At 69.3% G+C, this 15054-nt stretch carries 16 protein-coding genes; 10 read left to right on the top strand and 6 right to left on the bottom strand.

The window, feature by feature from the left end:
- Positions 1-605: nitroreductase family deazaflavin-dependent oxidoreductase (locus ABZ796_RS21045; protein WP_357339494.1), on the top strand; the 605-nt coding region annotated here is incomplete at its 5' end.
- Between the two features lie 17 nt (positions 606-622).
- Here the strand turns inward: ABZ796_RS21045 and ABZ796_RS21050 are convergent.
- A complete protein-coding gene (locus ABZ796_RS21050; RefSeq protein ID WP_357339496.1) occupies positions 623-1105 on the bottom strand; it encodes an NUDIX domain-containing protein in 483 nt (160 codons plus the stop codon).
- 98 nt (positions 1106-1203) lie between these two features.
- A complete protein-coding gene (locus ABZ796_RS21055) occupies positions 1204-1578 on the bottom strand; it encodes a DUF4345 domain-containing protein (RefSeq protein WP_357339498.1) in 375 nt (124 codons plus the stop codon).
- Between the two features lie 241 nt (positions 1579-1819).
- Here ABZ796_RS21055 and ABZ796_RS21060 point away from each other — a divergent pair, with 241 nt between their 5' ends.
- The 4 genes from ABZ796_RS21060 (at position 1820) to ABZ796_RS21075 (ending at position 4284) form a co-directional block, all read left to right on the top strand.
- Positions 1820-2116: a helix-turn-helix domain-containing protein gene (locus tag ABZ796_RS21060; protein ID WP_357339588.1), complete on the top strand. Its 297-nt coding sequence runs from the start codon at positions 1820-1822 to the stop codon at positions 2114-2116.
- Positions 2117-2397: 281 nt separating this feature from the next.
- Positions 2398-3465: a hypothetical protein gene (locus tag ABZ796_RS21065; protein ID WP_357339499.1), complete on the top strand. Its 1068-nt coding sequence runs from the start codon at positions 2398-2400 to the stop codon at positions 3463-3465.
- 34 nt (positions 3466-3499) lie between these two features.
- Entirely contained in the window at positions 3500-3799 is a 300-nt protein-coding gene (locus ABZ796_RS21070; RefSeq protein WP_357339500.1) for a hypothetical protein, read from the top strand.
- Complete coding sequence (locus ABZ796_RS21075; RefSeq protein WP_357339501.1) at positions 3796-4284, top strand: hypothetical protein; 489 nt, start codon at positions 3796-3798, stop codon at positions 4282-4284. The genes ABZ796_RS21070 and ABZ796_RS21075 overlap by 4 nt, the downstream gene beginning before the upstream one ends.
- Here ABZ796_RS21075 and ABZ796_RS21080 read toward each other — a convergent pair.
- Positions 4265-5560 carry a helix-turn-helix domain-containing protein gene (locus tag ABZ796_RS21080; RefSeq protein ID WP_357339502.1) on the bottom strand — a complete coding sequence of 432 codons (1296 nt, stop codon included), beginning with the start codon at positions 5558-5560 and terminating at the stop codon, positions 4265-4267. The two genes, ABZ796_RS21075 and ABZ796_RS21080, sit on opposite strands and share 20 nt — an antisense overlap.
- Positions 5561-5686: 126 nt before the next feature.
- Between ABZ796_RS21080 and ABZ796_RS21085 the strand changes: the two genes are divergently transcribed.
- From ABZ796_RS21085 to ABZ796_RS21095, 3 genes are read left to right on the top strand one after another with little or no spacing between them, the layout of a single operon-like run.
- Positions 5687-7153 (top strand): AMP-binding protein, encoded by a 1467-nt coding sequence (locus ABZ796_RS21085; protein ID WP_357339503.1) that lies wholly within the window; start codon positions 5687-5689, stop codon positions 7151-7153.
- Between the two features lies 1 nt (position 7154).
- A complete protein-coding gene (locus tag ABZ796_RS21090) occupies positions 7155-9020 on the top strand; it encodes a DUF3556 domain-containing protein (RefSeq protein WP_357339504.1) in 1866 nt (621 codons plus the stop codon).
- Complete coding sequence (locus ABZ796_RS21095) at positions 9017-10444, top strand: NAD(P)/FAD-dependent oxidoreductase (protein ID WP_357339505.1); 1428 nt, start codon at positions 9017-9019, stop codon at positions 10442-10444. Before ABZ796_RS21090 ends, ABZ796_RS21095 begins: the two co-directional genes overlap by 4 nt.
- On the opposite strand, the gene ABZ796_RS21100 is transcribed toward ABZ796_RS21095, so the two are convergent.
- Positions 10390-10761 (bottom strand): hypothetical protein, encoded by a 372-nt coding sequence (locus ABZ796_RS21100; protein ID WP_357339506.1) that lies wholly within the window; start codon positions 10759-10761, stop codon positions 10390-10392. The genes ABZ796_RS21095 and ABZ796_RS21100 overlap by 55 nt on opposite strands.
- 714 nt (positions 10762-11475) lie before the next feature.
- A complete protein-coding gene (locus tag ABZ796_RS21105; RefSeq protein ID WP_357339507.1) occupies positions 11476-12132 on the bottom strand; it encodes an FCD domain-containing protein in 657 nt (218 codons plus the stop codon).
- A gap of 48 nt (positions 12133-12180) precedes the next feature.
- On the opposite strand from ABZ796_RS21105, the gene ABZ796_RS21110 reads away from it, so the two are divergent.
- Positions 12181-13383, top strand: a complete 1203-nt coding sequence (locus ABZ796_RS21110) for an MFS transporter (protein ID WP_357339509.1) — start codon at positions 12181-12183, stop codon at positions 13381-13383.
- Here the strand turns inward: ABZ796_RS21110 and ABZ796_RS21115 are convergent.
- On the bottom strand, positions 13358-13699 hold the full coding sequence (locus ABZ796_RS21115; RefSeq protein WP_357339511.1) for a hypothetical protein: 342 nt from the start codon (positions 13697-13699) through the stop codon (positions 13358-13360). The two genes, ABZ796_RS21110 and ABZ796_RS21115, sit on opposite strands and share 26 nt — an antisense overlap.
- 340 nt (positions 13700-14039) lie before the next feature.
- Between ABZ796_RS21115 and ABZ796_RS21120 the strand changes: the two genes are divergently transcribed.
- Entirely contained in the window at positions 14040-15050 is a 1011-nt protein-coding gene (locus ABZ796_RS21120) for an iron ABC transporter substrate-binding protein (RefSeq protein WP_357339513.1), read from the top strand.
- The last annotated feature ends 4 nt before the right edge of the window (positions 15051-15054 follow it).

Here is a 15054-nt window from a genome sequence, read left to right on the forward strand (position 1 = left end):
CGGCCGAAGGCCCGTCCTTTACTCCGGGGACGATCGAGAAGACCCTCAAGAAAGGGTCGGCGGCCAACGACCGCGGCAGCGAAGAAACACCACCCTCCCAGGAGACTCAACCCAGCCCCAACCCGATGAGTAAGGCCTGTTCGGCAGCGCCCATGATCAATTCAGTCATACCGTCGTCACGAGCTCAAGAAACTGCCGATGGTGAACCCGAAGCCCAGGAGGCTGAGATGCGTCGAAGGTGGTTGTGGCTGCTGAAGAACTCGCTCAACCGAGTGACGACCCGGGCGGCCCGCTCGGGACACGGGCCGTTCTCGCTCGTGCGTCACGTGGGACGGAAGTCGGGAAAGACGTACGAGACGCCGATCATGGTCGCGCGGGTGCCGAAAGGGTTGATCGCGGAGCTGACGTACGGCGAGAACGTCAACTGGTATCGCAACATCGTCGCCGCTGGCGGCTGTGAGCTGCTGGTCGACGGCCAGTGGCATCAGGTGTCCGCGATCGAGCCCTATCCGTCCGAGGCCGGACGAGATGCCTTCGGCTATCCGGCCAAGCTGGTGCTACAGGTGCTTCAGCGTCACGAGTTCAGGCTGCTGCGTACGGCCTGAGCCTCGGGTGGCCGCGATCAGGGGTTGGGGTCGAGGTGGGGGAAGTTGCGGTTGAGGGCCCAGTCGATCCGTACGCGCTGGCTGCGATCCATCTGCAGGCTGGGGATGATCGCGGGGCTGATCCACTCGGCGTGGGTGTTCTCGGCTGATGGAGTCGGCTCGCCGGCGAGGTAGCGGCCGGCGTAGATGATGGAGCACTCCTGGCGTACCTCGCCGTTGGTGGTGTTCTCGATGCGGTGACGCGGGTCGGTCCAGATCCCGACCAGGCCGATCACCTCGATGGTGATGCCGGTCTCCTCGAGCGTCTCGCGGACCGCGGCCGCGGTCAGCGACTCGCCGGGCTCCATCGCGCCGCCGGGCATCGTCCAGTTGCCGGTGTCGTTGCGGCGGATCAGCAGGATCCTGCCCGGGTCGTCGAGGACGAAGGCGCCGGCGCTGGGTCGGATGCTGTTCACCTCGGGGGCCGAGGGATCGTTGTGCCAGTCGACTCGTTGGCCCATGTTGCCCGGGCTGGGGGCGCGCGGACGTGGCGGTTGTACAGACGTGTCTGATGTCGGCCGAGATCCCACGGCGCCGAGCATAGCCGAATCAGCCGAGGTCAGGCGCTCAGAAGCAGCGCCGTGCCGGCCACGAACTCGATCCCGAAGTAGAACCAGATGGGATAGAAGCGTACGGCCGGGTCGAACAGGCGCGAGACGAGTCGGCCGCCGGCCATCCCGATCAGAGCGAGGCCGACGGTGGTCACGGCGCCGGCCCGGATGTCGCCGATGTCGAGAGCGGCGACGCCGAGCACGGCGGCCATGGCGATGCCGAACCCGCCGTAGACGGCGCGGACCTCGGAGCGGGACTCCGGTGACCGGGCCGAGAGGCGGAACGGGGCGACCAGGGCGCTCGGGGCGACCAGGGCGTACGTCCCCATGGCGAGGAAGAAGACGCCGATGACGGCGATGGTCAGGCTGGCCACGGTGTTCACCGTGGGATCATGACGCGCATGGCGACCGAGCCGCTTCCGGATTCGTGCTGCGACGACGCGCAGCCGACGGTGTGGTTCTGGTCGGGACATGCGGCCTATCGGGGGCCGTCGCTGCGCCTGGGCGCTCATTCCGGGTCGGTGACCTGCTTCGCGCTGGGCCTGGATGCACCCTTCCTGCTGCGATCAGGCCCCGAAGGGCCACGCTCGGCGCGGAGCGCGCTGATCCCGGCGCGTACGTCCCATCAGATCGTCGCGGGGGAGGAGCAGTCGATGCTGTTCTTCTACATCGACCCGGGCACAGCGGGGACGGCCCACCTGCTCGGGCAGATGGGCCAGGATGCGGCACGCGGCCGCCGCTGTCAGTCGGGGCGCGGATCTCTCGACGGCCGCCAGCGACGCCGGGTTCGCCTCCCCGAGCCACTTCAGCGACACCTTCCGGACGATGTTCGGACTCACTGCCACGCAGCTGCTCTCCCCGAAGCTCCGCATCGTCGTGATGGATTCGGGCAGGATGCAGGGGCGCCGGCAGGAGGAGTGACCGGATGCCGCTGCGTACCTGATTCTGGGTGATCCCGGAGACCAAGGAGACCGGTCAGGACCTCGTCTGTTGCGCTGACGGAGGGGAGGATCGGATGAGCTCGAACGTGGCGGGACGCGTCGTCTGCTACTCGGTAACGAGGCTACGACCCGACCTACCTGGACGAGGAGCACCTCGCCCGGCTCGCGCAGTCGCTGGGCGGCCGGTTCGTCGGGCCGATCAACTCGGGCGTCCTGCTGCTCAGCCGTAAGGGCGTCGAGGAGCTGGCGAAGCTTCGACCGGTGCTGCTGGAGATCACCCTGCGGCTGATGGTCGGACTGGCGAAGAGTGCGGAGGAGCCGGAGCTGGCTCCGCTGGTCCCGCTGCGCGAACGACTGGCGGCGGGCGCATCGGAGGTGGACGGAGTCGTCCCGCTCGGGTTCCCTTCGTCGAATTCCTGGATCGTCGAGGAGGTCGCCCTGTGGCTGGCCCTCGGCCTGACCGAGTCGCTGACCATGAGGGACGTTCCGCCCTCCGAGGCGGCCTTGGGCGGGGAGGTCTACCGGCGGGCGCGCGCAGCGAGCGGCTGGATCATCGGCCACTACTTCAGCATCGACACCGAGCTGGCGATGAGGTGGTGCCGGACCGGGCAGCCGCCGCACGCCGTGCCGCGACGCCGGCCACGGGCCGCCGACGAGCTCCCGATCGACCCGGCGCTCGCGGCATCCCCGCTGCTCGTCGAGCACGAGGGGTTCGCGCTGTACGAGGACCTGTTCGATCACGACGTTCACGCCGAGATGACGCGGGAGGCCCGCGAGGCGTACTGGGGTGGGCAGGAGCAGGCGCTGATGGCCCGCTCCGGCGGCGTCGGGAGAGACAGCCACCCTCCTCGCCGACTGGTCGGTGCGGGTGGGGGCGACGCCCAGGACGCGGCCTACTGCTCGCCGTCGCTCAAGGCGTTCCTCGAAGGTCTGTGCGGGCTGGCGGTCGAGCCCACCGGCCGCCGCGGATCGGTCAACTACTACACCCGGCCGGGCGACTTCATGGGCCTCCATCTCGACGTCCTCGAGTGCGAGCTCGTCGTCCTGACGGTGCTCCAGGACTCCTCCCCGGCCGAGGACCCGAGCGGTTCCTGGGACCTGTTCCCGGGACAGGTGGGCCGACCGTTGCCGTCGGTGAGCACCGGCCGGCGCGACCGGCGCTCGATCAAGGCGACGCCCGATCAGAGCCTGGTGATGTTCGGAGGGCTCGTGCCGCACCGGGTGCGTCCCGTCGCCGCCGGACAGCGGCGCATCGTATCGGCGCTCTGCTTCCGAGCCGGGCAGACCGCCCTAGAAACCCAACGGCCCGCAGGGCCTGAACCCACGTAGGTACGCGAACAACACACACATTTGGAGAGATCTCATGACCTACCAAGCCGGCAGCGAAGCCGACGACAGCAACGCCGCCCCGAGGCCGAGGCCACCCCTCGACCCGACCCCCGTCGTCTTCCCGACCACACACGTCGAGACCGAGTTCCTCAAGGCGTACACGGTCATGTGGGACGAGAAGCTGCCCCTGACCGGCGAAGGCCGCGCCCGCCTCGAGCGCGCACTCCGCCGCGCCGTCCTCGCCGAGCTGGCCGAGGCGGACTTCGAGGGCGACCTGACGATCACCACGATCGACGATCCGGAGTCGCGCGGCATCCGCATCGAGCGGGCATGAGCACCTACGGGAAACGTCCCGAAGGCGCGTCCGCGGGCGGGCGGCGGCGAGTCCTGCCGCCGGCGGAGTTCGCCGAACGGCTCCGGCGCGACGACCTGCGGCCGCCGCCCACCGTGACGGGCATCGCGAAGCCGTCGGACCAGGCCGAGACCTTCGACTTCTCCTTCGGCGACTGCGCCGAGTGGGTCGAGCTGCCTCTTGACCTGATCCAGGGCGCCGAGTACGTCGGCGAGCGACCCTGCGACGAACACGGCAGCCACCCCGTCGTCCAGCTCTCGCTACGAGACCGGACCGCGGAGGACACCCCGGAGTTTCGTCTGCTGGCCGGCGCCCTGGCCGCCGACATCACCTTCTGGGATGAGACGACCCAGGAGACGACGACGAACGCCACCCAGAACCCGTGTCGTGACTGCGTCCGGCGCTGCTACGAAGTCATCGACGACCCCGCGGCGTTCCGGCAGTGCATCATGTCGTGCCCCTGCTGAGGAGGACCGAGGCGCCGAGCCACCTGCAGGCGGTCAGCGCGAGCTCGAGATTCAACCGGTCCTCGTCGACCGCGCGGCCACGCACCTCGGCGGCCTTGTCGACCCGGTACTTCACGGTGTTCTTGTGGACGTGGAGCACCTCGGCGGTGGCGAGATAGCTGCTCTTGGCGCCGAGGAAGGCGAGCAGGGTCTCGCGCAGGCGCTGGTGGGGCTCGTCGTCGACGGCCAGGCGTCCCAGCGACGTCGCCACCAGCTGTCGGGTCCCATCGAGGTCATGGGCCAGGATCGAGGCGACCTGTACGCCCGGGTCGTCATAGACCGTCACCGCTGCGGCGCGTTCGTTGGCCATGGTGGCGACCGTGCGGGCCCGCACCGCCTCCTTGTGGGAGGTGCGGAACCCGGCGAGCGCCGGATGCGGGCCGCCGATCGCGATCCGGGCGCCGTCGGCGGTCGCGGTGACCAGCTCGATGATCGCCTGCAGGTTCAGCGGGTTCGTACGCGGCGCCCTGCCCAGCGGGATCCACGCCCAGGCGTGGCTGCTGTCCTGGGGCATGAAGAAGGGCTGCCCGACGGCCCCGACCTGTTCACCGACCGCCGCGACCAGCGACTCCAGCCGCCGCAGTCCGCAGGCGGCGTCGTCGCCCGCGGCATCCCACACAATGAGTCCGAGGTGATGCTGCCGCAGCCGGTAGCCGAGCGCGTTCTCGGCGGCGCCTAGCTCGAGATCACCGCCGGCCAGGAGGGTGGCGAGCGTGCTGGCGCGCACGGTGTTGCGGTTGGCCAGCCAGCGTTCGAGCTCGGACTCGTACTCCGCCACGACCTGCTCAGCGACCAGGTCCACGTAGGCGAAGCCACTGCGCTGCAGGATCTGGGTCGCAGCCAGCGCGACCTCGCGGTCGGGCTCGTGTCGGGCGACCTCCGCGATGGCCAGGTCGAGGATCTGGTTCTGGCCGATCCGGTAGGCCCGCAGCAACGCGTTCGAGGAGATGCCGCGCTGGGCCAGTCGCCGGGCATACTCGATCGCCGCCGGCGGAGCCCCGATCTCCTCGGTCGCGATCCCGTGCTGGAGCATGTGGAAGAACGTCTCGACGTTGCTCTCGACGCTGGCGCGGAGCAGCTCGAGGATCACCTCGTCACCACGCAGCTCGGGGACCGCATCCGCGATCTCGGCGTGCAGAGCGGTCGCGGTATCGGTGAGCCCGGCGCCCATCCGCCTGGTGGTCTCCGCCGCCCGAGCTGCTGCTCTGACCTGCAGCTCCGCAGGTGATCCACTCACTCGTCCCATGGTGTGAATCCTGTCACAAGAGCGCGACGAATCTTCGTGCTCGGAAGCCAAACGCAGGACACGCCTTCGTTCTTATCGTCTGGTCCCACACCCGCCCAGCCGCTGAGGAGCGCGACGATGGACCTCGACTATCTGCCCTGGAACCAGCCCGGCCACCGGGCGGACCGACCCTGCATGCGTGATGACCGGGTCGAGCTGACCTATGCCGAGTTCGCCACCCGCGTCGACGGTGCCGCCGAGCAGCTCGCAGACCACGGTGTCGGAGCCGGCTCGGTCGTCGCGGTGATGCTGCCCAACCGGGTCGAGCTGCTGGTGAGCCTGGTCGCCGCCTGGCGTCTCGGTGCGGCGGCGACACCGGTCAACCCGGTCTTCACCTCCAACGAGGCCGACTATCAGATCAACGACGCGGGGGCGACGCTCGTGGTCAAGTCGTCGCCCGAGGATCCGGACGGCGGCCGTCGCAGCCTGCTCGTCGACGAGCTGCGTACGGCACCCACCGGCAGCTCGCTGCCGCGCCCGGCGACGTCGAGCGGCGACCTCGCCCTGCTGATCTACACCAGCGGTTCGACCGGCAGGCCCAAGGGCGTGATGCTGAGCCACTCCAACGTGGCCGCGATGGCGGAGTCGATGGCTCAGGCCCTCACCCTCACCGAGCGCGACCACTGTCTGCTGGTCCTGCCGCTGTTCCACGTCAACGCGATCTGCGTCAGCTTCATCGCCACGATGCTGGGCGGTGGACAGCTGACGATCCTGGGGCGGTTCCACCCGGTCGAGTTCCTCGACGCCATCGAGCGGCTGCGCCCGACGTACTTCTCGGCGGTGCCGACGATCTACTCCCATCTGGTCTCCCTCCCCGCCGCGGTCGTGCGGGACACCGGCTCGGTCAGGTTCGCGATCTGCGGTGCAGCACCCGCGTCCAAGGAGCTGATCCGGGCGACGGAGGAACGGTTCGGCTTCCCGCTGATCGAGGGCTACGGACTCACCGAGGGCACCTGCGCCTCGACCGCGAACCCGGTGGACGGTCGCCGCAAGGCCGGCACCGTCGGGGTCGCCCTTCCCGGCCAGGAGGTCGCGATCATGGGCCCCGACGGCCGCCTGCTGCCGCCGGGGGAGCGTGGCGAGGTCGTGATCAAGGGCGCCAACGTCATGCAGGGCTACCTCAACCGCGAGGATGCCACCGCGGACGCGCTCGGCGACGGCTGGCTGCACACCGGCGACGTCGGCATCCTCGACGAGGACGGCTATCTCGCCCTCGTCGACCGGATCAAGGACATGATCATCCGGGGCGGGGAGAACATCTACCCCAAGGAGATCGAGACCGTCCTCCACACCCATCCGGCCGTCCTGGACGCGGCCGTCGTCGGGGCGCCTCACCCGACCTACGGCGAGGTGCCCGTGGCGTACATCGCCCTGCATCCGGAGCGGACCGCGACCGAGGACGAGCTGCGTGCCCTGTGCCGCGAGCAGCTCACCAAGATCAAGGTCCCGGTCTCGATCACCGTCCTGGACGCCCTCCCCAAGAACCCCGTCGGCAAGACCGACAAGCCGGCCCTCCGCGCCGCGCTCACATTCCAAGGAGCCTGAGATGGGATTCCTCACCCCCTCCCCGCAGCCGGTGCCGCCGGCCGAGTTCGTACGCCTTCCGCTGCGCGACCGCGTCCGGATCCTCGCCACCCACTGGGTCGAGGACGGTTTCGGCACCCCGCGCGTCCTGCACGTCGTCTACATCCTGAAGATGCTGGGCCTCTACTTCGCGCTCGGTCTCGCCATCACCTCTTGGACGACCAGCCATGTCCACTTCACCGACCCGGCGTCCTGGTTCGACAACGTGGTCGTCTACCAGAAGCTCGCGGTGTGGCTGATGCTGCTCGAGGTGATCGGTCTCGGTGGCGCGTTCGGGCCGCTGTGCGGTCACTTCGCCCCCATGCTCGGCAACGTCCGCTACTGGCTGCGGCCGGGCACGATCCGGATGGCGCCCTGGGGGCGACACGTTCCTGGCACCGGTGGCGACGAGCGGACGGTCCTCGACGTCGTCCTGTACGTCGCGGTGCTGGCGAGCCTCCTCTACCCGCTGCTGGCCTCGGCCGAGCCGGTGCGGTTCCTCCCCGCGGGAACCGGCCCCCAGGAGCTCGTCCCGCCCGAGGCGTTCGTGCCGATCCTGATCGTGATGCCGCTGATGGGCCTGCGTGACAAGGTGATCTTCCTCGCCGCGCGCTCCGAGCAGTACCTCCCGATCATGCTCATGTCCGCGACGCTCGGCGCCCTGGTGATGGCCGAGGACGCCGGTAGCGCCGCGTTCGTGAACCTCGTCGTCGTGTTCAAGATCATCATCTGCGTCGTCTGGATCGGCGCCGGCGTCTCCAAGCTCGGTGACCACTTCATCAACGTGGTGCCACCGATGATCTCCAACAGCCCCGGTCAGCCGAGCTTCCTCAAGAGGCTGCACTACCGCGACGCGCCGGCCGACGTCCGGCCCAGCCGGCTGGCCTGGTTCATGGCACACGTCGGCGGCACGACCGTCGAGATCCTGATCCCGCTGGTGCTGCTGGTGACCACGAACAACACCGTCGCCCTGCTCGGCGCGATCGCGATGCTCGTCTTCCACATCTTCATCACCTCGACCTTCCCGCTGGCCGTGCCGCTGGAGTGGAACGTCTACTTCGGTTACATCGCCATGGTGCTGTGGGGCGGGCTCGGCGGCGGGTTCGACGCCGAGGTCTACAACATCTGGAACTTCTCCGAGCCGCTGCTGCTGATTCCGATCTTCGCGCTGCTGTGCTTCGGCCCGGTGCTCGGCAACCTGCGCCCGGATCTGGTCTCCTTCCTGCCCTCGATGCGGCAGTACGCCGGCAACTGGGCCTCCGCGGTCTGGGCGATGAAGCCCGGGGTCGAGGAGCGGCTCAACGAGCTGCCGCTCGTCGAGAACCAGCTCGACCAGCTCCAGCGGATGGCGCCCACGCCCTACGAGCGTGACGACGCCGAGATGACCATGCAGAAGGTGCTCGCTTGGCGCTCGATGCACAGCCAGGGGCGAGGACTGTTCTCGGTGCTCTACGAGCACCTCGATGACGTGGAGGAGCGCACGGTTCGTGATGGCGAATTCGTCTGCAACGCCATCCTCGGCTGGAACTTCGGCGACGGGCACCTCCACGACGAGCGCTTGGTCGCGGCCGTCCAGAAGCGCCTGAACCTGGCTCCCGGGGACCTCGTCGTGGCCTACTGCGAGTCCCAGGCCACCCCCTGGGCGAACCCGCCGCAGGCCTACCGCGTCATCGACGCCGCTCTCGGGGTGGTCGAGAAAGGCACGTGGAACGTTAGAGACTGCGTGGCCGAGCAGCCGTGGCTGCCGAACGGGCCGGTCCCGCTGACGGTGTCCTGGTCCGCGTCCGGGTTCCGTCGCCGGCGTACGCTGACGGAAGGGCCCTCGAGCGGCACGGAGGCGATCGCGTGAGCACTGCTGTGGTGGTGGGCAGCGGGCCCAACGGACTCGCCGCAGCCATCAGGCTCGCGCAGGCCGGTGTCGAGGTGACCGTCGTCGAGGCGTACGAACGTCCGGGTGGCGGAACCCGGACCAGCGAGCGAACCGTCCCCGGTGTGCTCCACGACGACTGCGCGGCGTTCCACCCGACAGGCGTCGCCTCGCCGTACTTCGCCTCGCTCGAGCTGGAACGGCACGGGCTGCGCTGGCTGTGGCCGGAGATCGACCTCGCCCACCCGCTCGACGACGGCCGGGCAGGAGTCGCGGCCCGCGACAGGGAGCTGTCCCGCAGCTCTCTCGGGGACGACGCCGGCCGGTGGGATCGCCTCTTCGCCAACCCCACCCGGAACTTCGAGGCGCTCATCGAGGAGGTGTTCCAGCCGGTCGTGCACCTGCCTCGCCACCCCGTCGTGCTGGGCCGGTTCGGGGTCGGCGCCCTCCAGCCGGCGACCTGGACCGCGCGCCACTTCCGTGACGACCCGGCGCGTGCGCTGTTCATGGGGGTGGCCGCTCACGCCTTCGGCCGTCTCGACACCCCGCTCAGCAGCTCGGTCGGCCTGATGCTGACCGCGGCCGCGCACGCGGTGGGCTGGCCGGTGGCCGAAGGGGGAACCGAGAACATCACCCGGGCTCTGCTGGCCGAGCTGGGGGAGCTCGGCGGCAAGGTGGTCACCGGCGTCCGGGTCACCTCCCTGGACCAGCTGCGGGACCTCGCGGGCGGTGAGCCCGACGTCACCATGCTCGACACAGCCCCGAGCGGGGTGCTCGACATCGTCGGTGAGGCACTGCCACGTCACGTCCGTCGTGCGCTCGAGCGCTATCGCTACGGTCCGGCGGCGTTCAAGATCGACCTCGCCGTCGAGGGCGACATCCCGTGGACGAACGAGGCCTGCCGCCGCGCCGGGACGGTGCACCTGGGCGGCACCGCCGCCGAGATCGCCGCGGTCGAGAAGGGCACGGGCCGCGGCATCATGGCCGAGCGTCCCTTCGTCCTGCTCGGCCAGCAGTATCTGGCCGACCCGTCCCGCTCCCAGGGCTCGGTCAACCCGATCTACGCCTACGCCCACGTTCCGCACGCCTACGACGGCGACGCCACCGACGCGATCATCGGCCAGATCGAGCGCTTCGCCCCGGGTTTCCGCGACCGCATCGTGGCCGTCTCCACCCGCAACCCCGGGGAGCTGGAGGCGTACAACCCGAACTGGGTGGGCGGCGACATCAGCGCCGGCGCGAACACTGCTCGGCAGATCGCGCTGCGCCCGCGCCCGGCCCTCGACCCCTACGCTCTCGGGGTCCCCGGCGTCTATCTGTGCTCCTCGGCGACGCCGCCCGGGGCAGGGGTTCACGGCATGGGCGGGTTCCATGCGGCCGAGGCCGCCTTGAAACGACTGGGCTGATTGCCGGTCGGCAGGAACTCGACGTACTCCTCGCTCGGCCTGAAGTCCGGGTCCGGGTGGATCTCGACGTACGTCGCCGGGTGGGTGAGGTCGAGGACGACGACCTGGTTGGCGCCGCTTTGCCAAAGCGGAGCGGGGGCGTACAGGCGCCGCTGGGGCCAGGAAGTCCACAGCCTGTCGAGCAGGGTGCCGTTGAGCCAGACGAACCGGTCGCCGTCACCGGGCATCCCGGTGAACTCAGCCGTCCCAGGGTCCTCGACGGTCACCGTGCCGCCACAGGTGTTCCTCTCGTGGGCCAGCCGCGTCGCCGAGGTCAAGCACGCCGAGGTCAAGCACGCCGAGGCCGGCGCGCCGATGAAGCCGACGAGACCGAGTTCGATGTCCTAGCGCGCGACGGAGGCGCGGTCCGGGGCGAGAGTAAAGGTGTAGCGCCCGCTCAGGTGCTGGGCGCCGTCCAGCATCCCGACGGGTCGAGACCGGCGCGGTCGCTGCGCTGCCACTTCCGAGAAGCTCTGCCAGGCCTCGGGTGACGGTTGCAGGAAGTCTGGTGAGGTCGCTGTGCACCGAGGTGCTCGCGCCTGGCGCCGACAGGTCGGCGCTCGCGTCGAGCAGCGTCTGCAGGATGAGTCCGTTCCCTTCGTGGTCGACGTCCTGGTCCTGGCGCCGGTCGATTCCGGACGCGAGCCTGCGCAGGCGCCGAATGATGTCGCCGATGTCGTCGACGGCTTCTCGCAGCCGGTCTGCGGCGGGTCCTCGGACCGAGTTGCTGATCGAGACGAGCTTGAACCCGAGCGTGAGTTAGGTGCGTCATCGCCACATCCCGAAGCTCTTCGGCGATGCGCTCGCGTTCCTGCAGAAGGTTTCGGCGGGCATCGTCGGCCGTGGTTGGCGTTGACATCGCTGCTCACCCAAGAGCCGAGACATGACGGATCGGCTACCGGGATCAGGGGCACTTCCTCATGGTCACGGGGGAGCCACGAGGTCAACAGAGGGCTACCAGCCAGGCGACGCCAGTGACACCAATGCGGTGGTCAGCGGGCGAGCGTGTGGAGCAGTCCCGTGACCGCGGCCGAGGCGGCTTCGGCATCCTGGGCGCGGATCGCGTCGAAGACGGCGGCGTGCTCGTCGGCGATCTCGGTCGTCTCATCATCGAGGTGGATGGTCGCGCGCAGGGTGTCCTCAAAGCCGGCGTAGAGCTCGATGAGGAGCGGGTTGTGGGTCGCGGTGACCACGGCGAGATGGAAGTCCGCGTCGGCCTCGGCGAATGCGTCGCCGTCCTCGGTCGCGACGGCGGCAGCGCGCCGGTCCATCACAGCGGTCAGCACGCGCAGGTCCTCCTCGGAGCGACGCTCGGCGGCCAGCGCCGCGGCGCGGGTCTCGATCGCATGGCGGACCTCGAGGACGTGCCGCAGGTCGACCCGGCTGACCTGGCGCCGCATCAGCGCGGCGACCTCGTTGGCGGCCGCGACGTACGTCCCGTCGCCGCGTCGCACCTCCAGCACGCCGGTGTGGGCGAGCGCCCGCACGGCCTCGCGCACCGTGTTGCGGCTGACGCCGAGCGCCGCGGCGAGCTCGGGCTCGGGCGGGATGCGGGCGCCGAGGGTCCACTCGCCGTCGGCTAGCAGGGCGCGCATGCCGTCGATTGCCTGGTCGACAAGGGATCGAGGCGTGGTGGCGGAGAGCGGCACGATGCCGTCCTTTCATCCAATCATCCGATGTCTGGCATCCTAGTGGGTGTGAACTCACGTCTCCAGTCCCGCCCCGAGTCTGAGCCGTCCGATACTGCCGTTCGATCGACGGCGTGGCTGCTGATCGCGGTCCTGCTGGTCGCCGCGAACTTGCGTGGGGGCATCACCTCCCTTGGTGCCCTGCTGGACGGGCTCGACGGGCTCTCGGCCGGCACCCGGGCCTTTCTTACCTCGTTGCCGGTGCTGTGCTTCGCGGTCGTCGGCGCCACGGGCATGACGCTCGCGCGCCGGCTCGGTGTGCACCGCGGCATCGGTGTCGCGCTCGGCCTCCTGGTGGCCGGGCTGCTGGTCCGGGTGATGGGTGACCCGTGGCTGCTGCTTGTCGGCACCTTCGTCGGCTGTGGTGGCATCGCGCTCGCCAACGTGCTGCTGCCGGCCGTCGTCAAGGAGGGCTTCCCGGACCGGGTCGGCACGGTCACCGGCGCCTACAGCGCGGTGATGTCTCTGGGGTCGGCGATCGCTGCCGGGGTCACGGTGCCGATCGCTCATGCGGCCGGCAGTTGGCGGATCGGCCTCGGCGTCTGGGCGCTGCTGGCTCTCCTGGCTCTGCTGGTCTGGGTGCCACATCTGCGCGACCACGGTTATCACCGCGGTGGTCGGCCGCGGGTCTCGTTGTGGCGCGAGCCTGTGGCTTGGGCCGTGACGCTCGTCTTCGGCACCCAATCGCTGTTCGCGTACGTCGTGATGAGTTGGCTGCCGAGCATGTACGCCGACGCCGGCTTCGACCATGCGACGGCCGGGCTGTTGCTCGCGGTGAGCATCCTCGTCGGCGTACCAGTCTTCTTCCTGGCGCCCTCGTTCGCGATCCGCGCATCGTCGCAGGGTCACCTGGTCGCGGTCCTGACCGCGCTGCTCGCGATCGGGTTCGCCGGGCTCTGGCTCGCCCCCGTCATGGGCGCCTGGCTCTGGGCGGTGCTGATCGGGGTCGGCTGCGCCGTCTTCCCGGTCGCGCTGACGCTGTTCAGCATCCGCACCGCGACCACCGCTGGCACCGCCGCGCTCTCCTCGATGGCCCAAAGCATCGGCTACCTGCTCGCCGCCGGTGGCCCGTTCGTGGTCGGGCTGCTGCGTGAATCCACAGGATCGTGGTCGTTGCCCATCGTGCTGCTGCTGGGCCTCGCGGTCGTCCAGGTCTGCGCCGGCTACGTCGCCGGCCGCCCGGTCGTCATCGGGAACCCGGCCGAGGGCTGAGGCTCTCCCTGGCGTAGCTGGCCAGCTGCTGCTCGGCACGCTCCAGGTTCAGTGACGAGTTGTGGGCGAGCAGATGGAGGCCGAAGGCGTCCTCGAGGGTGACGAGGTTGCGGGCGATCGCCGCGGCCGAGTCGGTCGGCGTGAAGACGCCGCTGGCGCGCCCGACCTCGAGCACCGCGGTGTAGAGCGAGACATTACGGTCGAAGAGCAGTGTCTTCAGGGTCGCGTGCTTCGGGCTGCGGCTCGTATTGACCGAGATCTCGTCGAGAAGCTGCCTCAGCAGGAGGTCCTCACCACAGGGAAGAGCCGAGTACATCAGCCGTCCGAGCTTCTCAGTGGGGGAGAGGTCGCCCTCGATCGCCCGCCGCCGCGACCAGTGAAGACCCGGGCCACGTCCTCACGGCGCTCCTTGGGAAACGCCTTTGGCGGGATGTACATCCCGCCAGTGACGATCCCCGTCGCCACAGATCAGATGTCACCTACCCGCGCAGCAGTCCCGTGTGTGGTGCAGCACCAATGGTCGGGACCACCACATTCCTCTGGCAAACGAATCCTTTTGGCGTAATGCATCGGCAGAACCGATGCACGCTCCACGTGGACCACCCGTTCGCGTTCTTAGGTAAACCTTCCTAAGGTTTCCCTTACCAATCGAAAGGATGGCCGTGAAGCCTCTCTCTGCTGTTGTGGTCTCGGTCTCGGTTGCCCTCCTCGGGGCAACGCTCACCTCCTGTTCCTCGGGCGACACGCTCGTCGTCTACAACGCCCAGCACGAGCAGCTCATGGAGGAGCTCGTGCCGGCCTTCGAGAAGGAGACCGGGATCGACGTCGAGCTGCGCAACGGCAAGGACCTCGAGCTCGCCGCCCAGCTGGTCGCCGAGGGCGAGAAGTCGCCGGCCGACGTCTTCCTGACCGAGAACTCCCCGGCGATGGCCGCGGTCGAGCGGGAGGGCCTGCTGGCCACGCTGCCGGACGAGGTGACCGCACCGATCCCGGAGCAGTACCGGCCGGAGAGCAACGCCTGGACCGGGTTCGTGGCCCGCTCCACCGTGCTGGTCTACAACACCGACCAGATCACCGAGGCCGAGCTGCCGGCCTCGCTGCTCGACCTCGCCGAGCCGGAGTGGAAGGACAAGATCTCCTTCTCGCCGACGGGTGCCGACTTCCAGGCCATCGTCGCCGGGGTCCTGGCCACGGAGGGCGAGGCGGCCACGAAGAAATGGCTGGAAGGACTCAAGGCCAACGGCACCGTCTACGACGGCAACAACGTGGTGCTCGAGTCCGTCAACGCGGGCGAGGTGCCGGTCGGTGTCATCTACCACTACTACTGGTACCGCGACCAGGCCGAGTCCGGCGAGGTCAGCGACAGCTCGAAGCTCCACTTCTTCGGCAACCAGGACCCCGGCGCCTTCGTGAGCGTCTCCGGGGCGGGCGTGCTGGCCTCGACCGCGCACAAGAGCGACGCCGAGAAGTTCGTCGGCTACCTCACGGGCAAGACCGGACAGCAGGGGCTGGCCGACAGCTACGCCCTGGAGTATCCCCTCAACCCCGAGGTGCAGCTCGACCCGCCGGTCAAGCCGTTCTCCGAGCTCGAGCCGCCCGCGGTCGCCGTCTCCGACCTCGACAGCGACGCGGTGGTCGACCTCATGACGGAAGTCGGCTTCCTCTGAGCAG

The sequence above is a fragment of the Nocardioides sp. NPDC047086 genome, assembly GCF_040643685.1.
Lineage (GTDB): Bacteria > Actinomycetota > Actinomycetes > Propionibacteriales > Nocardioidaceae > Nocardioides.